Here is a 19260-nt window from a genome sequence, read left to right on the forward strand (position 1 = left end):
TCACGGCAGAGGGATCGCCAAGGCCGCGCGCTCGGCCGCGCAGCCGGGATTGGTCAGGCCGCTGCGACGCGCGGCCGCCAACTCCGCCCGCGCCGCCGCCATGTCCGCCTCGAAGGCCGGGGTGGCGACGGCCTTGGCCGCAACAGCCTGCCCGATCTGTTCGCCGACCGCGACATCGGTCGGATAGTGCATGGCGCAAATCAGGCGGCTGACCCCGATCTCATGGCCAATCCGGCGCACGGCCTCCGCGCGGTCCGGCTCCAGAGCCGCAAAGGCCTCGCCATAGGCCGTCGCGACCGCCGCGCTGCCGGACGGATATGAGGCGCTGCGTCTCCCCGCCGGCGTCAGGGTCTGGCAGGCGCGGCGACTGGGGTCGTCGCCGACCGGCCGCAGCCGCGCCTGGCGCGCCTTGACGCGTTCGGCCGCACTGTTCGCGTCATGGAAGATCCGCGCCATCACCCGGTCCAGCGCTGGCGTCTCGGCTGACCCCATCCGCACGCCCAAGGCGCAGTCAAAATGTTGCAGGGCCAGGGGCGGGCGCAGCTCGGCATGGGCGGTCGCCAGCAGCCAACGATCGCCGTCCTCCAGCGCTGCAAGCCGCGCCGAGGCCGCCTTGTCCGCCAGGTCCGCGACGGAACCCGGAGCCGGGGCTGGCGAGACCGCATCCGTCAGTTGGGCGATCGCTTCATCGCCCAGGAAGCCCGTTGTCGGTATCGTGCCGCCTGGCTTGGGTGCGCGGGCGCACCCCGCGGCCAGCAGGATCGCCGTCGCCGCACTCAGGGCGGCGACCCGTTTCACTGACCAGCGCTCCAGCCCAGCTGGACCGAGGTTTGGCCGGTCTCGGTCGGCGTGGCGACGACCTGCAACGAGGCGCCGTTTGTGGCGTCCGCCGCCGCGCCATAGGCGCGTGTGTCACCCTGGTTCATTCCGGCGACGGACCGCAGGCCCGCCTTCTCGGCGCGCTCGCGATAGAAGGCGACGACATCGTCCGGCGAGGCGCTGGTGGTAAAGGTGACAAGGCCGCCCGGCCCAGCCTCGCCGCCAGCGGCCAGCGGCTGTCCGTCCACCTGTGCGCCGGGATAAAGGACCGCAAAGGACGGCGCGCCGTCGGCGGCGGCGGGCGCAGCCCCTCCTACGACGGCGGGCGCTTCGGCTGCTGGAGGCGTCGCATCAGCGACGGCCGGCGCCGACGCTTCAGGCGCAGCCTTGGCCTCGACCGGTTGGGCCGAGCGATCACATCCTGCGAGGCAAAACAGAACCACGACGGCGGAGACCGCCAAGCGAAGCGTCATCGAGAGATCGTCCTTGGACCGAGAGGGTCAGAGCGCCACCGTGGCGCATGGTTGCGGCGGCGACAAGGCGCCCGCTCAGTCTGCGTCGTCGTCCTAGTCAGCCGCGCTTTTATCGGCCGAGCCTTCTTCGGCCAAACGTGCATTGATCTTGGCCGAATCCGGGTCGTCATCCGTGCCTGCTGCCGACCCGCCGCGCAGCGAGCCTGCCCGCGTGTCCGATCCCGAATCGCTGCCGTCCAGCGCGTCGATCAGCGTATCCGCCTTGTGACCCAGATCCGGCTTTTCGCCCATGTCGGCGGCTTCGCGGGCGTCGTCGCAATCCGCTTCGGGCTTGGTGGGATCGGTGTCGGTCATGACGCAGTCTCCGTTCGTCGAGATGAGTTTAAAGCGCCTGATCCGGTTGCGGTTCCAGACCCTCGCCCTTGAACCCCGAGGGACAGACCCGATCTAGGCGTCATGATCCCGTTTTCAGTTCTCGACCTCTCCCCCATCGTCGAAGGCGGCGACGCCCGACGCGGCCTGGACGAAACCCTGGCCCTGGCCCAGGCCGCCGACCGGCTCGGCTATGAGCGGTTCTGGCTGGCCGAACACCACAATATGCCCGGCATCGCCAGCGCCGCCACCGCCATTGTCATCGGCCATGTCGCGGCGGGGACCGAGCGCATCCGTGTCGGCTCCGGCGGCGTCATGCTGCCCAACCACGCGCCCCTGGTCGTCGCCGAACAGTTCGGCACGCTGGAGACCCTGTTCCCTGGCCGCATCGACCTCGGCCTGGGCCGCGCGCCCGGCACGGACGGCGCCACCGCCCGTGCGCTGCGGCGCTATTTCGAAGGCGCCGATCAGTTTCCGCGCGACGTCGTCGAACTGATCCAGTGGTTCGAACCGGCGTCTGAGAACCAGCCCGTCCACGCCGTGCCCGGCGCCGGCCTGCGCGTGCCGATCTGGCTTCTGGGCTCCAGCCTGTTCAGCGCCCAGCTCGCCGGTCAGCTCGGCCTGCCCTACGCCTTCGCCAGCCATTTCGCGCCCGAACTGCTGCTGGAGGCCCTAGCCCTGTATCGCCGCGAGTTCATCCGCTCGGACCGCCTGGCCAAGCCCCACGCCATGGCCGCGATCAACGTTTTCGCAGCCGATACGGACGCCGAGGGCGTGCGCCTGTCCACGTCGATGCAGCAGAGCTTCGCCCGCCTCTCGACCGGCAAGCCGGGCAAGCTGCCGCCGCCCGTCGACGACATCACCACGATCCTGACGCCGCAGCAGATCGCGGGCGCCAAGGGCCGCCTGCTCTATTCCGCCATCGGCGGCCCGGAGACGATCAAACGCCAGCTTGCCGACTTCATCGCCCTGACCGGCGTGGACGAGCTGATGATCACCGGCATGATGTTCGACAACGCCGCCCGCATCCGCAGTCTGGAGATCGTGGGCGAGATTCGCGAGCAGCTTTAGCCTCCTATTGTTCGGAGCCTGATCGCCACAGGCTCTGCACCAGAGGTTCGACCAGATAGGCCAGGACGGTGCGTTTGCGGGTCAACATCACGACCTGAACCGGCATGCCGGCGCGTATGGAGCGGGCGGCGGCCCCCAGCTTCTCCAGTTCCGACTGCGGAACCACGACTTCGGCGCGGTAGTGGCTTCGCCCGGTCTTCTCATCTGTAAAGCTGTCGGCGGAAATGCGCGTGACCCGGCCGTGGACGATGGGTGGGTTGCGCTCTCGCAGGCCGGGGAATTTGACCTCCGTATCCAGACCGACGCGCAGATTGTCGATGTCGGCAGGATCGACCTGCGCCACAATGACCTGAGACGCCTCGTCGGGCACGACTTCCATCAGGGTCTGTCCCGGCTGGATGACCCCGCCGGGTGTAAACACGGACAGGCCGACGACTTGGCCGGTCGCGGGGCTGCGTATCTCGGCGCGCGCCAGTTGGTCGCGCAACTCGATCATCTTGGGACGCAGGTCATTGAGCTGGATTTCCACCTGTCTCAGCTGTTCAGCGACATCCTCGTTCAGCTTGGTGGACACGCCCAGCGTCTGAAGGCGAGCCTCGCCGATCTGTTCGCGCGTTCGTGCGACCTGCGCCCGCAACGACCCCTGTTCGCCTTCAAGAGCCGCCGCCGTCCGTTCCAGCGCCCGGACACGCGTCAGCGGCGCATAGCCCTGCGCAGCCAAGGATCGCAGGCCTTCCAGTTCCTCAGCGATCAGGCGCTGTTGCGTGGCGTTAGCCTCGATCTGGCGCTGGTAGCCGTCCATCTGATCGCGAAGCTGGCCGATGCGTTGGTTCAACACCCCCGTCTCGGTCGAACGGCCCGCGCCGCGTGCTGCATACTGAAGCCGCTGAAGGCGCATGGCCTCGTCGGCCAACGCCTGGTCCTCGGGCGGCAGACCCGCGAACTCGGGCGGGATCGGCAGGGTCGGCAGCCGATCGCGTTCGGCGATGAGGCGGGACCGTTGGGCCAGGAGGGCGAACACCTGGCTGGCGGCGCCGCGTTCGCTGGCGGTCAACTCACCGGCGTTCAGCCTGACCAGCACCTGTCCGCGCCGCACCTTGTCCCCCTCGGCGACCATCAGAGCGCCGACCACCCCGCCGTCGCGATGCTGAACGGCCTGACGATTACCGGAAACGGAAACCTGACCCTGTGCAAAGGCGCCCGCATCCAGCGGCGCGAACGCGGCCCAGCCCAAAAAGCCGACGAAGAAGACGACGATGATGCCGATGCCGAGCATCAACTCCGGCCGGGGGGAATCGGGCGCATCGTCGGCGCTCTTGCGCATGAAGCTATCGATCAGGCTGCTCATGTCGCGGCGCCTCTTTGTGCAGACGCCGCAACGGGCATCGAGGGGCGACTGATCCGCGCCAGGATTTCGTCGCGCGGGCCCTCCATCTGAACGGCGCCGCCACGCATCATCAACAGGCGATCCACGCGGGCCAATACGCCGGCGCGGTGCGCCACGATGACCACCGCCGCGCCTCTGGCGGCGGCCTTCACGACCGCAACCATCAAGGCGCTCTCGCCTTCCTGATCCAGGTTCGAGTTGGGCTCGTCCAGCACCAGCAGGCTGGGGTCGCCATAAAGGGCGCGCGCCAATGCGATCCGCTGCGCCTGACCGGCGGAGACGCCAGACCCCAGCGGGCCAAGCACGGTGTCATAGCCCTTGGGCAGATGCAGGATCATGTCGTGCGCACCGGCCGCCATGGCAGCAGCTACCGCGCCTTGGTCGATGATAGCCTTTTCGACACCGACAGCGGCGGCGAACCGGGAGATGTTGTCACGGATCGAGCCCGCCATCAGACTGGGATTCTGCGGGAGGTATCCGATGAACTGAGCTAGGTCATCGCCGTCGCGGGCATCGTACTCGGCGCCGTCCAAGCGAATGATTCCGCTTGTGGGCCGCAGCGCACCGGCGATGACGCGCGCCAGTGTCGTCTTGCCCGACCCGCTGGGGCCGATCACGCCCAGGGTCTGTCCCGGCTCCAGCGCCAAGCTCACACCCTTCAGCAACGGTTGCTCGATCTCAGGCAACCGCACTACGAGCCCCTCGACTTTCAGCCGACCCGCCGGCGGTGGCAGGGCCGTGCGCGGTCGTTCCTCTCCTTCCGTCTGGCCGAACAGATCGACCAGATTATTCCAACTCGCCCGCGCCTGGACCAGACCGGGCCAGGCCCCCACCAGAAGCTCGACCGGCGCGACGGCGCGGCTGAGCAGCACCGATGAGGCGATGATCGATCCTGGCGAAATCTGGCCTTTCACCACCAACAGGGCCGCCAAGCCCAAGGCGGCGGATTGTAGAACCAGCCGAACGAACTTGATCGCGCCGGAGTATTTTCCACCGGCCAGCTGCGCTTCAGACTGTTGAGCGACGGCGTTGCGGCGCTGCTCGATTTGTCCTGCGATGCTGGCTTTCCTCATGCCCAGGGCGCGCACGACCTCGGACTGGGCAGCCACGCTTTCCTGCGCAGCATAGGCCGCCGTGCTGGACTGGATGGCCTTTGACAATCTGGAGCGACTGTCGCGTTCGTTCAGCCAGGCCAGAATGAAGAGGACGATGCCCCCGACCAGGGTCAGCACACCGATCCAGGGGTGCAGGAGGAAGCAGCACGCCAGATAAAGCGGCGTCCAGGGCGCGTCGAAAAGGGCCAGGGCGCCTGAACCCGACACGGCGCCTCGGACATTGTCGAACTCTCGCAGCGCCTGAGTATTAGGCGCCTTGCTCTGAAGGTTGACGACCCGCGACAGGATACGCGTGGACAAAAGCCGGTCCAGCCGCAGCCCGGCCCTCAGCAACAGACGCGCCCGCAGCCAGTCGAGCGCCGCCAGACAGGCCAGGGCGAAGACCGCGACCGCCGTCATCAGCGTCAGGGTCGTCAAACCGCCGGTCGGCACGACGCGATCGTAGACCTGCATCATGTAAAGGGTCGGCGTCAGATAGAGGAAGTTGATCAGGGCGCTGAACACGGCCGCCCAAACGAAGTGAACCCGACACGCCCTGAAGGCCTCGATCAACGGTCCCGCGCCGGGACGTTCTGGAAGCAGTGACTTCAACACGACGGGCTTTCGGCTCCATGTCCAACACGGCGACGCAAACCGTGACGACAACCATAGACATGACATAATGGCGTAGCGATGGTTGATGTCCAACTGTCCGATCGTCCAGCGAAACGCATGGGGTTGCGCGCGATGAGATTGAAGTCCTTGCCGAACTTGGTCGCAGTCGTTGCTCTCGCAACAGTCGTTGGATTGATTACGGGCGCGTGCAGCGCAAAGGAGGCCGCGATGTCCGAGGCGAATTCGCTGACGATCCAGGATGTCTTTGGGCATTATCAGCTTGTCGGACCCGATCTGCCGACGACCTGCCGTCTGACGCTCGATCCGGTTTCGAACGCTGGTCAGCTGCCGATTCTGGCTAGCCGATGCGGGTCGGCGAACCTGTCGTCGGCCAAACACTGGCGTGTGACGAGAGAAGGTTTCGATCTCCTGGCAAAGGGGGAGGCCGTGCTGATCGGCTTTCGCCGGATCGACGTCGATCGTTTCGAAGGCCGCGACGCCTCTGGACAAGTCTACAGGCTGGAACGCGCCCCCATGGCCTGAACCTCGGCCAGAAAGTCCAGCAGCAGGCGGTTGATCTCGTCCGCCCGTTCCTGCTGGATCCAGTGTCCCGCGCCCGGCACGACGACGGATCGGATCAGGTTCGGCGCCCAGTCCTTCAGGCCCGCCTCATGCCCACCGGCGTAGTGGCGGACCGGGTCGTCCTCGCCGACGATGAACAGGGCGGGCGGGGTGATCTTCTGGTCCTGCACGAAGGCCGTCAGCGACCAGTTCAGGTCCATCGCCCGATACCAGTTCAGGGGTCCTTCGAACCCACCGACTGAGAAGGCCTGCACATATTCGTCGAAATGATCCGCGCGCATCCATGGCGGCAGGGTCGCCTCGTCGGCGATGGTGTCCAGCAGGGCCACGCCCTCGGGCATGAAGCCGGTCGATCTGCGATCGGCGGGGGTCGCGCCGTCGTAGGCGTAGAACAGTTTCCTCAGCGCCATCGCCGGATCGGCGTCCAGCGCGCGGTGCGCGTCCGGCGCCTGGAATCGGCTGATATAGAGGTCGCCCAGCCCGGCCCGTTTGGAGATGGCGGCCATGGCGGCGGTGGGCGGTCCCTTGGGTCGGCGCGGCTGGAACGGCACCGACAGGCCCGCCACCGCCGTGAACAGATCCGGCCGCAACAGGGCGCAATGCCAGGCCACCGGCGCGCCCCAGTCATGGCCGACGACGAAGCAAGACGCCTTGCCCAGCGCGCGGACCAGATCGACCATGTCGCCGACCAGGTGCAGAATGGAGTAGGCCTCAATCCCCTCCGGCTTGTCCGTCCCGCCATAGCCCCGCATGTCCGGGGCGACGACATGATAGCCCGCCTGCGAGATCGCCTCGACCTGGGCGCGCCAGCTGATCCCCAGTTCGGGAAAGCCGTGGATCAGCAGGACCAGCGGCGCGTTGTCATCCTCGAACCCGGCCTCCAGAACCTGTTGGACCAGACCGTCGGTCTTGATATGCCGGGTTCGCATCGCTTCCTCCGACGGCGTCTTCGCCGCTCATTATCGTCAGGACGGACATGACCCGCCTCGTCACCTTTGCGGACGGTACGACCGTTCCCGCCCTTGGCCAAGGCACCTGGGAGCTGGGCGACGACCCGGCCTGGCGCGATGAGGAGCAGCAGGCTCTGGCGCGCGGCATCGACCTGGGCATGACCCTGATCGACACGGCTGAACTCTATGGCGACGGTCGCTCGGAACGTCTGGTGGGCGAGGTCATCGCCGGACGCCGCGACGAGGTCTTTCTGGTCTCCAAGGTCCGGCCCGAGAATGCGTCGGAGATGAAGATGATGCTGGCCTGCGAGAAGTCGCTGGAACGGCTCGGCGTTGAGCGGCTGGACCTCTACTTACTGCACTGGGAAGGCCACGTGCCCTTAGAAGAGACCGTCGAGGCCTTCCGCGATCTGGTCGACGAAGGGATGATCGCCCGCTGGGGCGTGTCGAACCTGGATCTGCGCGCCATGGAGCAGCTGATGGAGATCGAGGGGGGCGAGGACTGCGCCGCCAACCAGCTGCTCTACAATCTCGCCTCGCGCGGGGTGGAGTTCGACCTCTTCCCGTGGATGCAGGCGCGCGACATGCCGATGATGGCCTATTCGCCGCTTGGGCGAGGCGAACTGCTGGAGCAGCCCCTGATCCGCGACATCGCCAATCGCCATTCCGCCAGCCCGGCCCAGGTGGCGCTGGCCGCCGTCCTGCGCCACGACGGCGTCATCGCCATCCCCAAAGCCAGTTCCGTCGAACACGTCGAGGCCAACGCCGACGCGCTGGACATCCAGTTCGACCTGGAGGATCTGGAACGGCTGGATGCAGCCTTCCCGCCCCCGAAACACGCCGTGCCGCTGGATATCATCTAGCTTCCGGCGACGATCGCCAGCCGCCGCGCCCGCTCATCGTCTGTATACGGAATAACTGGCCCGCGACCCCAGACCGGATCGGGCCACAGACCGTCGTCGCGGCGGCGGCCGACCACATGGACATGCAGTTGCGCCGTCACATTGCCGATGGCGCCGACGTTCAGCTTTTCGACCGAACCCAGCCGGCGCACCAGCGCCCCGGCCCGCACCGTCTCCTCCATCAACACGGCCCGCTGTTTGACGGTCAGATCCTCCAGCTCCAGCGCCCCTTCGACGCGCGGGATCAGGATCAGCCAGGGAAAGCGGGCGTCGTCCTGAAGCCGCACATGGCACAGCGGCCATTCGGCAGCGGCCACCGATCCTGCCTTGAAGGCCGGAGCGACCTCGAACCCCATCAGTTCAATCCGTAAATGACGCAGGCGCTGTCGAATAAGGTCTGCAACGGCGGCTGCAGCGCCAGTCGCGCCGCCTCGATCTGGGCCTCGCTCGGCCCCCCGTCGCTCGGCGGAGGCGGCGGCGGCGCGGGCGGTGGCGGCGGCGGGGCCGAACCATTGGCCCTGATCCGCGAACCCGTCACAACGACGTCGTCTACCGTCGTCGCCTGTCCACCCCCGGCGGCGTAGGAGGGCCATCCTGCGAGCACATCGGTTTGGCAGACTCGGCCCGTCGGATCGATAATCTTAACCCCGCCCAGAGCGGCGCCAGCATTGGCCGCCGCCGCCTCGGCGCGACGTCTGGCGTCCTTAATCGCCTCGGCCTGAAGATTGGCCTTCCAAATATTGTCGGGCTCGAGCCTGAAGGACACACGGCCGATCGCGGTCGGGCGCGCGGCGACGATCGTCGCGTAGACCCGTTCGATCAGGGCTACGTCCCGAACCGTCACGGCGACGGAGGCGTCGGCCTGATAGCGGGCCACGCGGTCGGCGCGGGTGTTGTCGCGCATCACCCCGTTTTCGTCGCGATACTGGTCATACAGCGGCTGGGTGGTGACGCTGGTCTCGACCCGGACCTTGTCCGCGCCATAGGCCGACAGCGCCCGGCTGAGCGCTCGGACCTGTTCAGCGGCGGCGCGCGACGCCTCCGTCACGCTGCGATCCACCGATTGAAAACTGGCGGTGACGGAGGCGCGGTTGGCCGGAATTTCCACCCGCACCTGACCGACCGAGGCGATGACCGGATCGCGCATCCACCAAGGTGCGGGAATATAGCGGTCGCCGATCGTCGCAGGCGGCGTCTGGGCCAGCACAGGCGTGGCGACCGACGCCAGCAGCAAGGCGAAAGCGAATGAACGGCGCATCGAAATCCTCCGGTTGTCGCCGGACCTTCGCAAGCCTGACCAAGGCCGTAAAGCGAGGTTCTTGCGACAGCCGCGCGAGGGGTCTAGACCGCCCGCACGATTAATCCCCATTTCGCACACGCAATAAACGGAGACATCCATGGCTCGCGCGAAGATCGCCCTTATCGGCGCCGGCATGATCGGCGGAACCCTGGCCCACGTGGCCGCGCGCGAAGCCCTGGGCGACGTGATCCTGTTCGACATCGCCGAAGGCACCCCGCAGGGCAAGGCGCTGGACATCGCCGAGGCCTCGGCCGTCTTCGGCCAGGACGTGGCCCTGAAGGGCGCCAACGACTATGCCGAGATCGCGGGCGCCGATGTCTGCATCGTCACCGCCGGCGTGCCGCGTAAGCCGGGCATGAGCCGCGACGACCTGATCGGCATCAACCTGAAGGTCATGAAGGCCGTCGGCGAAGGCATAAAGGCCCACGCCCCCAACGCCTTCGTCATCTGCATCACCAACCCGCTCGACGCCATGGTCTGGGCCCTGCAGAAGTTCTCGGGCCTGCCCAAGGAGAAGGTCGTCGGCATGGCCGGCGTGCTGGACTCGGCCCGCTTCGCCTACTTCCTGGCTGAAAAGACCGGCGTGTCGGTGCAGGACATCCACGCCTGGACCCTGGGCGGTCACGGCGACGATATGGTGCCGATGGTGCGCCACTCGACCGTCGGCGGCCTGCCCCTGCCGGACGCCGTCGCCGCCGGCTTCCTGTCCCAGGACGAACTGGACGCCATCGTCGAGCGCACTCGCAAGGGCGGCGGCGAGATCGTGGCCCTGCTCAAAACCGGCTCGGCCTTCTACGCCCCGGCTGAAAGCGCGATTGCGATGGCCAAGTCCTACCTGCTGGACCAGAAGCGCGTCCTGCCCTGCGCCGTCTGGCTGTCGGGCGAGTACGGTTTGTCGGACCTCTACGTCGGCGTCCCCGCCCTGATCGGCGCCGGCGGCGTCGAGAAGATCGTCGAGTTCACCACCAACGACGAAGAAAAGGCGATGTTCGAAAAGTCCGTCGCCTCGGTCCAAGGCCTGCTGCAAGCCTGCAAGGACATCGATTCCTCGCTGGCGTAAGCCACGCGACGATCGAATGACGAAGGGCCTGCGGAGCGATCCGCAGGCCCTTTTTCTTTTCCCTCCTCCCGTTGGGAGAGAAACATCATTGCGGCGGGACGTAGCCCATGCCTGTCGCAAACTTGGGCAGCAGTTGCAGCCAGACCGTCAGCGGGTCCACCAGTTGCGCCACGCCTTCGCCCGACAGTACGACGATATCGTACTGCACCGTCGCCGTCGGCGTTTGGGCCGCAGTATGGAAGGCTTTCAGATAGCGGTTGTCGCGGTTCCAGGCGTTCACCTTGTCCAGCGTCGCCCCGGCCCCGGGCACAACGGCGCTGAACTGAACCTCGCCGCAGCCCGACGCTTCGCAGCCGTAGAAGAAGACCGCCCAGGTCAGGCCCGCATTGGTCACGGTGAAGAAGGTCAGGCCGTTCTCGGTCTGCACAGGCCCGACCCGCCCGCCCAGCCCGGTAATCCAGGTCCCGACCTCGGCCGGCGTCAGCCCGCGACTGGCCGTCGCCGCAGCCGTCTGGGCGAGCGCGCCCCCGGCTGTCATCGGCGAAACTGTTAAGGCCAGAGCGGCAAGTGGGGCGGCGGCGATGGCGAGGCGGCGCATGGAAACACTCCGAAGGTCAGGCCCTACCCTAGCCGTCAGTCGCGGACGTGCGCCAGCCAGTCCTTGCTCTGCATTTCGTTGAAGCGCGACACGGTGCGCTCAAACTCGAACACCCCCACCCCTTCGGTATAGAGCGCCTCGGGCTTGGCCGCCGCCAGCACAATCAGCTTGGTCTTGGCCTCATAGAGGGCGTCCACCAGGGTCACCAGACGCCGCGCCTCATGGTGGTTGGCCGAGCTCAGGATCGGCACGTCCTCCAGGAACAGGGTGTGGAACCGCTGGGCGATGGCCAGATAGTCCTGCGGCCCCAGCGGCCTGGCGCACAGCTCCGCAAACGTCGCCCGCGCCATCGACCCCACGGTGCGCTCCACCACCACATCGCGGCCCAGCACGGTCAGGTGCGCCGGTTCTTCCGGCTCGCCCCCCTTCAGCTCGCGCCATAACGCCTCGAAAGCCGCGCGGTCGTCCGGCGTGTGCCAGACCTGGGCCGAGGTCATCCGGTCCAGCCGCCAGTCGCGCGCCCCGGCCGTCTCGACCACCACGCAGCGCCCGCGGATAATGTCGATGAAGGGCAGGAAGAGCTGGCGGTTGATGCCGTTCTTGTAGAGCTCCTCCGGCGCGCGGTTCGAGGTGATGGCCAGCACCACTCGATCCTCGAACAGGGCTTCGAACAGCCGGCCCAGGATCATGGCGTCAGCGATGTCGGTGACCTGCAGTTCGTCGAAACACAGCAGCCGGGCTTCCGACGCGATCAGCTTCGCGATCGGCGGGATGGGGTCGTCGCCCTTATGCGTGCCGAACACGGCCTTGCGGGTCTTCGCATCCCCTTCGCGCCACTGTTTCACCAGGTCGTGGATGCGGGCCATGAAGGCGTGAAAGTGCGCGCGCGTCTTTCGCGGCTCGGGCGTCGCCGAATAGAACAGGTCCATCAGCATCGACTTGCCGCGTCCCGGCGGGCCGTAGAGATAAATGCCCCGCACCTCCGGCGCCTTGCCGAACAGGCCGCGTTTGGCCAGATCGACCTCCAACCGCTCCAGCGCGGTGATCACGCTTTCCTGCGCCGGATCGGGCGTCAGCACGCCCTCTTCCACGCGGATGTCGTAGGCGTTGCGGATACGGGAGGTCATGGGAGGACTGCTTAAAGCCCGGCACAGTGAAAAGCGATTGCTTCGCGGCTGCGAACGCCTAAATGCACAGCACACACCAAACCGCGCTCAAGCAGCAAGGCTCCGCTGAGCCGAGCGGTAGCGCGTCCGAAGGACCAAGCATCATGGGTTATCGCGTCGCCATCGTCGGAGCCACGGGCAATGTGGGCCGCGAAATGCTGAACATCCTCGAGGAGCTGGAATTCCCCGTCGATGAAATCCACGCCATCGCCTCGCGTAAGTCCAAGGGCGTCGAGGTCTCCTTCGGCGACAAGACCATCAAATGCCAGGACATCGAGCAGTTCGACTTCTCAAAGGTCGATATCGTCCTGATGTCCGCCGGCAGCGCGGTGTCCAAGGAATGGTCCGAGAAGATCGGCAAGGCCGGTCCTATCGTGATCGACAACTCCTCGGCCTTCCGCAAGGACCCCGACGTGCCGCTGATCGTGCCCGAGGTGAACCCGGACGCCATCAAGGACGCGACCAAGAAGAACATCATCGCCAACCCCAACTGCTCGACCATCCAGCTGGTGACGGCGCTGAAGCCGCTGCACGATGCGGCCACGATCAAGCGTGTGGTCGTCTCGACCTATCAGTCGGTGTCTGGCGCCGGTAAGGAAGGCATGGACGAGCTGTGGAACCAGACCAAGGCCATCTACGGCCTGGGCGACGCCACGCCCAAGAAGTTCCCCAAACAGATCGCCTTCAACGTCATCCCCTACATCGGCTCCTTCCTCGAGGACGGCTCCACCGACGAGGAGAAGAAGATGTCGGACGAGACGCACAAGATGCTGGACCCCGACATCAAGGTCACCGTCACCTGCGTGCGCGTGCCCGTCTTCGTGGGTCACTCCGAGGCCGTGAATGTGGAGTTCGACCGCCCCATCGAACCCGACGAGGCCCGCGCCATCCTGCGCGAGGCGCCGGGCGTGCTGGTCATCGATAAGCAGGAGCACGACGGCTATATCACCCCCGTCGACGCGGCCAGCGAACACGCCGTCTATGTCAGCCGCATCCGCAAGGACACGACCGTCGAGAACGGCCTGAACCTTTGGGTCGTGTCCGACAACCTGCGCAAGGGCGCCGCGCTGAACGCCGTCCAGATCGCTCAGTTGCTGGACGAGACCGGCGTGATCAAGTCGTCGTCGGGATATCGTTCGATCACGGTCTAGGCGGTCTCAACCGTCATGAACGCCCACGCAACCCCTGCCGAAGGCCGCGCCGTCGGCACGGCCATCGCCTGCTACACCCTGTGGGGACTGCTGCCGCTGCTGTTCATGGCGATGGCCGCGCACGGCTTCGGCGCGCCCGAAATCCTGGCGCACCGGGCGGTCTGGTCGGTCTTCGTGGCGGGCCTGGTCCTGCTGCTGGCCGGGCAATGGGGCGAGGCGCGCCGCGTGCTGGCCACGCCGCGCACCCTGGCTTGGCTGGCCCTGTCCGCGCTGCTGATCGGCACCAACTGGAGCCTTTACGTCTTCGCCACCACGCATCACGCGACGCTGGAGGCCAGCCTCGGCTACTATATCAATCCCCTGCTCAACATGGCGGCCGGCGCCGTGCTGTTCCGCGAGAAGATCGACCGCTGGAGCGCGCTGGCGATCGGTCTGGCCGCCATCGGGGTCGTGATCCAGACGATCGCCCTCGGGCATGTGCCGATCATCGGCCTGACCCTGGCCGTCACCTTCTGCGCCTATGCGGTGATCCGAAAGCGCGTGCCCGCCTCGGCCCAGACCGGTCTGTTCGTGGAATGTCTGGTGCTGCTGCCCATCGGCGCGGTCTTCCTGGCCTGGTTGACCACCCACGGTCAGGCGGTCGGATTTGCGTCGCCCTCCGGCCTGATCTGGGCGCTGGTGAACGGCCCGGCCACCGTGATCCCGCTGGCGCTGTTCGCCTGGTCGGCGCGCCGCCTGCCCCTATCCACGGTCGGTTTCATCCAGTTCCTGGCCCCGACGCTGCAGTTCGCCTGCGGCGTCGCGACCGGCGAGCCGCTGACCCTGCTGCGGATCGTGTCCTTCGTCTTCATCTGGGCCGGCGCCGGCGTCTTCGCCTTGGCCGCCTTCAATCGCAGCCGCGCCGCACGCGAGGCGTTGAAGACCACGGCGGAACCGGCGTAGCCTTCGCCCACACGGAGGCGAGGCCATGACGACCGCCCAACCGGGCCCCTGCGAAGGCGGACAGGTCCACGCCGCCGCCGAACCGGCCCATCCGCTGTCGGCGGCGCGCAAACGCTGGGTGCTGGCCGCGACGGTGCTGGGATCCAGCCTGACCTTCATCGACGGCTCGGCCCTGGGCGTCGCCCTGCCCGCCGTGCAGCGGGATCTCGCGGCCGGCACGGCGGCGGTCCAGTGGGTGTCGAACGCCTATCTGCTGACCCTGGGCGCCCTGGTTTTGATCGGCGGCGCGGCCGGCGATCGGTTCGGCCGGCGGCGGGTCTTCCTGATCGGGGTCGCGGTCTTCGCCCTGGCCTCCATCGGCTGCGCCCTCGCCCCCACCGTCCAAGCCCTGGTCGCCGGCCGGGCGATCCAGGGGATCGGTGCGGCCCTGCTGACGCCCGGCGCCCTGGCGGTGATCGGCGCGACCTTCCCGCCCGAGGAGCGCGGCAAGGCCTTTGGAACCTGGGCCGGGTTCGGGGCCCTGACCGGCATGGTCGGGCCGTTGATCGGGGGATGGCTGGCCGACGCTGCCGACTGGCGCGCCATCTTCTGGATCAATGTCCCGCTGGCGATCCTGACCGCTGTGGTGACCCTGGCCGCCACGCCCGAGAGCCGCGATCCCGACGCGCGCGGTCTGGACGGTCTGGGCGCGGTTCTGGGGGTCGCCGGGCTGGGTGCCCTGACCTGGGCCCTGACCGCCGCGCCCGATCTGGGGTTCGCATCGCCCGTCATCCTCGCCGGACTGGTCGTGGGCGCGGCGCTGCTGGCCGCCTTCGTCTGGGCCGAGGCGCGCCAAAGCCACCCGATGATGCCGCTGGGCCTGTTTTCGTCTTCGGTGTTCAGCGGGATCAATCTGCTGACCCTACTGCTCTATTTCGCCTTGGGCGGGGCGATGTTCTTCCTGCCTTTCGATCTGATCCGGGTTCACGGCTGGAGCGCGACCGAGGCGGGCGCCGCCATGCTGCCCTTCGCCGCCGTCATGGGCCTGTTCTCCGGCTTGGCGGGACGGGTCGCCGATCGGTTCGGCGCGCGACTGTCGCTCAGCGTCGGGCCGGCCCTGGCCGGGATCGGACTGGCGCTGCTCGCCGTGCCTGCGCCGGGCGCCGGCTATGTCGACGGACCGCTGGCGGGGATGACGGTGCTGGCGATCGGCATGACCCAGGCGGTCGGCCCTCTGACGGCGACGGTGATGGGGGCCGTCAAGGCGGGCCACACGGGCGTGGCCTCGGGCGTCAACAATGCGGTGGCGCGCGTGGCCAGCCTTCTGGCCGTCGCCCTCCTAGGGCTGGTGCTGTCTGCGGTCTTCGCCGGGGTCGCCAATCTGCCTGACGCCCGCGCCCAGCTGGCACAGGTGATGTCGGGCGCCGAGATCACGCCCGTCGTCCGCGACGCCTTCCACGCGGCGTTTCGGGCCGTGATCCTGACCTGCGCCGGCTGCGCGGGCTTGGCCGGCCTGATCGGCCTGCTGACCGCGCCCGGCCCGGTTCAGAAGGCGGCGTAAAGCGCGTCCAGCAATCGCTTGGGCCGGGGGTCGCCGATCAGGTGCGGCGACTGGCGCGTCATCACATAGGCCGCCGATAGCTTCCGCGACGGATCCGCCATGGCCATGGACCCGCCCCAGCCATAATGGCCGAAGGCTTCGTTGGGCCCAAACACCTTCAGTCCGTCGTTGCGCATCAGACCGGCCGCCCAGCTGATCGTGTAGGGCAACACCTTGTCCGGCCCGTGGATGCGCTCGCGCGTCAGCTGATGCAGCGTTCCCGCCGACAGCACCGACCGGCCGTCGAGAACGCCATCATTGGCCACCACGCTCAGCATCTTCGCCAGCCCCATGGCCGTGCCGTGCAGATTGGCCGACGGAATCTCCATCTCGCGCCAGGCCGCAGAACCGCGCCCGCCCGGCGCCGAACCGCGATCCAGGAAGGCCGCCTGTTTGATCGGATCGATGGCCCCCAGGCTAGGCGTCGCTGTGGGTTTGCGCATCTGCGCCACCCGTCCATGCTCGCTTTCGGGCAGGCCGATCCACAGGTCCAGCTCCGGGAAGTCCTGGCGCAGCGCCTGGCCCATCGTCCGTCCAGTCGCGCGGCGATAGACTTCATTGGCCAGATAGCCGACGGTGATCGGGTGATAGCCCGAGGCTGAACCCGGCGCCCACATCGGCGACTGAGCCGCCAGACGCGCCAGCACCGCGGACACATCGAACCAGATCGTCGGATCGACCGCCTCGGAAAAGCCCGGCAGGCCCGACTGGTGGCTCATCAACTGAGCGACGGTGACCTCCGCCTTGCCCGCCGCGCCGAACTCGGGCCACAGCGAGGCGACCGTCTGATCATAGCCGATCTGACTCTCCTCGACCGCGCTCGCCATCAGGATGGCCATCACCGCCTTGCCGGTCGAAAACACCGACGTCAGGGTGGTGTCGGTGAACGGCGTCGTCCTGGCCGTATCCGCATGCCCCGCCCACAGATCGACGACCGTTTCGCCCTCGACCAGCACGGTGAACCGCGCCGCCTGCTCGTTCAGCCCCTCGGGAGCCTCGGTGAAGTTGGCGGCGAATGCCTCGCGCACGGCCTCATAGCCGGGGGCGCAGACGCCGTGGATGTCGATGAGATCGGTCATGGGCAGGTCCTAGCGCGCCCGCCGCCCACGAAAAAGGCCTCCCGCCGAAACGGGAGGCCTCAAATCGTTCGATCCTTCGACTGGATCAGGCCGCGACGACCTCGGTGGCCTGTTCCGCCAGGATGGTCAGGCCTTCGCCGTTCACGTCGGCGAAACCGCCGTGAACGTCGTACTGGGTCTTTGAGCCGTTGTTATAGACGGTCACCAGACCCTCGCGCAGGGCGGTCATGAAGGGCGCATGATCCGGCAAAACGCCGAAGTCACCCTCGACGCCCGGTGCATCGACCTGGTCCACGAGGCCCGAGAAGACCTCGCGTTCCGGCGAGACGAGGGAGAAATTGAGCTTGCCAGCCATGTCAGGCGCCTATCGGTTGATCTAGCGCCGTATCAAAGGCGCTCTGGGCCGCCACGAACTTGTCACGACAGCCCGGATTGCAGAAGCCCACCACCCGACCACGGTAGAGCGTGAGCGAATCGGCGCTCACCGGCTTTCCAGACCAGGGGCACGTCTTATTGACGCAGTCCTCGATCCTTAGAGCTGGCGAGCTGTTCGGCATCAGGCTTCCGACGCCATCTTCTCGGCCTTGGCGACGGCCTCTTCGATGGAGCCGACCATGTAGAAGGCGGCTTCCGGCAGGTGGTCGTAGTCGCCGGCGACGATGCCCTTAAACGAGCGGATCGTGTCTTCCAGCGAGACGAACTTGCCGGGCGAACCGGTGAACTGCTCGGCCACGAAGAAGGGCTGCGACAGGAAGCGGCTGATCTTGCGGGCGCGGGCCACGACCAGCTTGTCCTCTTCGGACAGCTCGTCCATGCCCAGGATGGCGATGATGTCCTTCAGACCCTTGTAGGACTGCAGGACTTCCTGAACCGAACGGGCGACGTTGTAGTGCTCTTCGCCGATGACCAGCGGGTCCATGATCCGCGAGGTCGAGTCCAGCGGGTCCACAGCCGGGAAGATGGCCTGGGCGGCGATGTCACGCGACAGAACGGTCTTGGCGTCCAAGTGAGCGAACGAGGCGGCGGGCGCCGGGTCGGTCAGGTCGTCGGCCGGGACGTAGATGGCCTGGATCGAGGTGATCGAGCCCTTCTTGGTCGAGGTGATGCGCTCCTGCAGGTTGCCCATCTCGGTGGCCAGCGTCGGCTGATAGCCCACGGCCGAGGGGATGCGGCCCAAGAGAGCCGACATTTCCGAACCGGCCTGCGTGAAGCGGAAGATGTTGTCGACGAACAGCAGAACGTCCTTGCCCTCTTCGTCGCGGAAGTACTCGGCCTGGGCCAGGCCGGTCAGGGCCACGCGGGCGCGGGCGCCGGGGGGCTCGTTCATCTGGCCGTAAACCAGGGCGCACTTGGAGCCTTCGGTCGAGCCGCCGTTCTTGGTCGGGTCCACGTTCACGTTGGACTCGATCATCTCGTGATACAGGTCGTTGCCTTCGCGGGTGCGCTCGCCCACGCCGGCCAGAACCGAATAACCGCCGTAAGCCTTGGCGATGTTGTTGATCAGCTCCTGCATGGTCACGGTCTTGCCCACGCCGGCGCCGCCGAACAGGCCGGTCTTGCCGCCCTTGGTGTAGGGGCACATCAGGTCGATGACCTTGATGCCCGTGACCAGGATTTCCGACGAGGTCGATTGCTCTTCGAACGACGGCGCCTCGCGGTGGATCGGGCGGTACATGTCGGTCTTGATCGGGCCCTGTTCGTCGATCGGCTGGCCGACGACGTTCATGATGCGGCCCAGGGTGCCGGGGCCGACGGGCGCCTGGATCGACGAACCCGTGTCCGACACCGGCTGGCCGCGCGTCAGGCCTTCGGTCGTGTCCATGGCGATGGTGCGGACCATGTTCTCACCCAGGTGCTGGGCGACTTCCAGCACCAGGGTGAAGGGCTCGCCCGTCTTCTGGTCGACGTTCTGGGTGTGCAGGGCGTTCAGGATCGCCGGCAGTTGGCCGGTGAACTCGACGTCGACGACGGCGCCGATGACCTGGGCGATCTTGCCCGTGCCGGCGGCGTTGACGGGAGCGGCGTCCGGAGCGGCCTTCTTGGCGGCGGGCTTGCGGGCTGCGGGTTTCTTGGCGGCGACGGTATCGGTCATGGTCAGGGTCCGTATCGGAATGTCTGTT

20 protein-coding genes are annotated in these 19260 nt (G+C 67.2%); 7 read left to right on the forward strand and 13 right to left on the reverse strand.

Translation table 11 applies throughout. The features are described 5' to 3' along the window. The 3 genes from AC3WRC_RS07180 to AC3WRC_RS07190 form a co-directional block, all read right to left on the reverse strand. Positions 1-798 carry a phosphatase PAP2 family protein gene (locus tag AC3WRC_RS07180; protein ID WP_055807363.1) on the reverse strand — a complete coding sequence of 266 codons (798 nt, stop codon included), beginning with the start codon at positions 796-798 and terminating at the stop codon, positions 1-3. Continuing rightward, positions 795-1292 carry a hypothetical protein gene (locus AC3WRC_RS07185; RefSeq protein ID WP_055807359.1) on the reverse strand — a complete coding sequence of 166 codons (498 nt, stop codon included), beginning with the start codon at positions 1290-1292 and terminating at the stop codon, positions 795-797. Before AC3WRC_RS07185 ends, AC3WRC_RS07180 begins: the two co-directional genes overlap by 4 nt. 93 nt (positions 1293-1385) lie before the next feature. After that, on the reverse strand, positions 1386-1646 hold the full coding sequence (locus AC3WRC_RS07190; protein ID WP_055807356.1) for a hypothetical protein: 261 nt from the start codon (positions 1644-1646) through the stop codon (positions 1386-1388). A 102-nt stretch (positions 1647-1748) separates the two neighbouring features. Here AC3WRC_RS07190 and AC3WRC_RS07195 point away from each other — a divergent pair, with 102 nt between their 5' ends. After that, the gene (locus AC3WRC_RS07195) at positions 1749-2735 is read left to right on the forward strand and encodes an LLM class flavin-dependent oxidoreductase (RefSeq protein ID WP_492303380.1); all 987 of its coding nucleotides are present in this window, start codon (positions 1749-1751) and stop codon (positions 2733-2735) included. Positions 2736-2739: 4 nt separating this feature from the next. Here the strand turns inward: AC3WRC_RS07195 and AC3WRC_RS07200 are convergent, their stop codons facing one another. Continuing rightward, positions 2740-4083: an HlyD family type I secretion periplasmic adaptor subunit gene (locus tag AC3WRC_RS07200; RefSeq protein ID WP_492303381.1), complete on the reverse strand. Its 1344-nt coding sequence runs from the start codon at positions 4081-4083 to the stop codon at positions 2740-2742. Continuing rightward, positions 4080-5831 (reverse strand): type I secretion system permease/ATPase, encoded by a 1752-nt coding sequence (locus tag AC3WRC_RS07205; protein WP_492303382.1) that lies wholly within the window; start codon positions 5829-5831, stop codon positions 4080-4082. Before AC3WRC_RS07205 ends, AC3WRC_RS07200 begins: the two co-directional genes overlap by 4 nt. Before the next feature lie 228 nt (positions 5832-6059). Here AC3WRC_RS07205 and AC3WRC_RS07210 point away from each other — a divergent pair, with 228 nt between their 5' ends. After that, positions 6060-6374, forward strand: a complete 315-nt coding sequence (locus tag AC3WRC_RS07210) for an AprI/Inh family metalloprotease inhibitor (RefSeq protein WP_492303383.1) — start codon at positions 6060-6062, stop codon at positions 6372-6374. Here AC3WRC_RS07210 and AC3WRC_RS07215 read toward each other — a convergent pair. Further along, positions 6344-7342, reverse strand: a complete 999-nt coding sequence (locus AC3WRC_RS07215; protein WP_492303384.1) for an alpha/beta fold hydrolase — start codon at positions 7340-7342, stop codon at positions 6344-6346. The two genes, AC3WRC_RS07210 and AC3WRC_RS07215, sit on opposite strands and share 31 nt — an antisense overlap. A gap of 47 nt (positions 7343-7389) precedes the next feature. Between AC3WRC_RS07215 and AC3WRC_RS07220 the strand changes: the two genes are divergently transcribed. Further along, complete coding sequence (locus tag AC3WRC_RS07220) at positions 7390-8226, forward strand: aldo/keto reductase (RefSeq protein WP_055754301.1); 837 nt, start codon at positions 7390-7392, stop codon at positions 8224-8226. Here the strand turns inward: AC3WRC_RS07220 and AC3WRC_RS07225 are convergent. Further along, positions 8223-8624, reverse strand: a complete 402-nt coding sequence (locus AC3WRC_RS07225) for an HIT domain-containing protein (protein WP_492303477.1) — start codon at positions 8622-8624, stop codon at positions 8223-8225. The genes AC3WRC_RS07220 and AC3WRC_RS07225 overlap by 4 nt on opposite strands. Then, positions 8621-9523: an SIMPL domain-containing protein gene (locus AC3WRC_RS07230; protein ID WP_066553142.1), complete on the reverse strand. Its 903-nt coding sequence runs from the start codon at positions 9521-9523 to the stop codon at positions 8621-8623. The genes AC3WRC_RS07225 and AC3WRC_RS07230 overlap by 4 nt, the downstream gene beginning before the upstream one ends. A gap of 139 nt (positions 9524-9662) precedes the next feature. Between AC3WRC_RS07230 and mdh the strand changes: the two genes are divergently transcribed. Further along, positions 9663-10625, forward strand: a complete 963-nt coding sequence (gene mdh, locus AC3WRC_RS07235; RefSeq protein ID WP_492303385.1) for a malate dehydrogenase — start codon at positions 9663-9665, stop codon at positions 10623-10625. Positions 10626-10710: 85 nt separating this feature from the next. Here mdh and AC3WRC_RS07240 read toward each other — a convergent pair whose 3' ends face one another. Both AC3WRC_RS07240 and zapE read right to left on the reverse strand, forming a co-directional pair. Continuing rightward, positions 10711-11223, reverse strand: a complete 513-nt coding sequence (locus tag AC3WRC_RS07240; protein ID WP_492303386.1) for a YbjN domain-containing protein — start codon at positions 11221-11223, stop codon at positions 10711-10713. A 35-nt stretch (positions 11224-11258) separates the two neighbouring features. Further along, on the reverse strand, positions 11259-12350 hold the full coding sequence (gene zapE / locus AC3WRC_RS07245; protein WP_055754296.1) for a cell division protein ZapE: 1092 nt from the start codon (positions 12348-12350) through the stop codon (positions 11259-11261). Between the two features lie 143 nt (positions 12351-12493). Between zapE and AC3WRC_RS07250 the strand changes: the two genes are divergently transcribed. From AC3WRC_RS07250 to AC3WRC_RS07260, 3 genes are read left to right on the forward strand one after another with little or no spacing between them, the layout of a single operon-like run. Continuing rightward, a complete protein-coding gene (locus AC3WRC_RS07250) occupies positions 12494-13540 on the forward strand; it encodes an aspartate-semialdehyde dehydrogenase (RefSeq protein WP_492303387.1) in 1047 nt (348 codons plus the stop codon). A gap of 15 nt (positions 13541-13555) precedes the next feature. Next, positions 13556-14482 (forward strand): EamA family transporter RarD, encoded by a 927-nt coding sequence (gene rarD / locus AC3WRC_RS07255; RefSeq protein ID WP_492303388.1) that lies wholly within the window; start codon positions 13556-13558, stop codon positions 14480-14482. A 25-nt stretch (positions 14483-14507) separates the two neighbouring features. After that, positions 14508-16022, forward strand: coding sequence for a DHA2 family efflux MFS transporter permease subunit (locus AC3WRC_RS07260; protein ID WP_492303389.1), 1515 nt, complete (start codon positions 14508-14510; stop codon positions 16020-16022). On the opposite strand, the gene AC3WRC_RS07265 is transcribed toward AC3WRC_RS07260, so the two are convergent. From AC3WRC_RS07265 to atpD, 3 genes are all read right to left on the reverse strand, one after another. Then, positions 16007-17140: a serine hydrolase domain-containing protein gene (locus AC3WRC_RS07265; protein WP_492303390.1), complete on the reverse strand. Its 1134-nt coding sequence runs from the start codon at positions 17138-17140 to the stop codon at positions 16007-16009. The genes AC3WRC_RS07260 and AC3WRC_RS07265 overlap by 16 nt on opposite strands. An 85-nt stretch (positions 17141-17225) precedes the next feature. Further along, positions 17226-17495 (reverse strand): ATP synthase F1 subunit epsilon, encoded by a 270-nt coding sequence (locus AC3WRC_RS07270; RefSeq protein WP_039243854.1) that lies wholly within the window; start codon positions 17493-17495, stop codon positions 17226-17228. Positions 17496-17696: 201 nt separating this feature from the next. Next, positions 17697-19232, reverse strand: a complete 1536-nt coding sequence (gene atpD, locus AC3WRC_RS07275) for a F0F1 ATP synthase subunit beta (RefSeq protein WP_492303391.1) — start codon at positions 19230-19232, stop codon at positions 17697-17699. Positions 19233-19260 lie beyond the last annotated feature (28 nt).

This window comes from Brevundimonas sp. EU05-FHT14B07 (genome assembly GCF_058790795.1).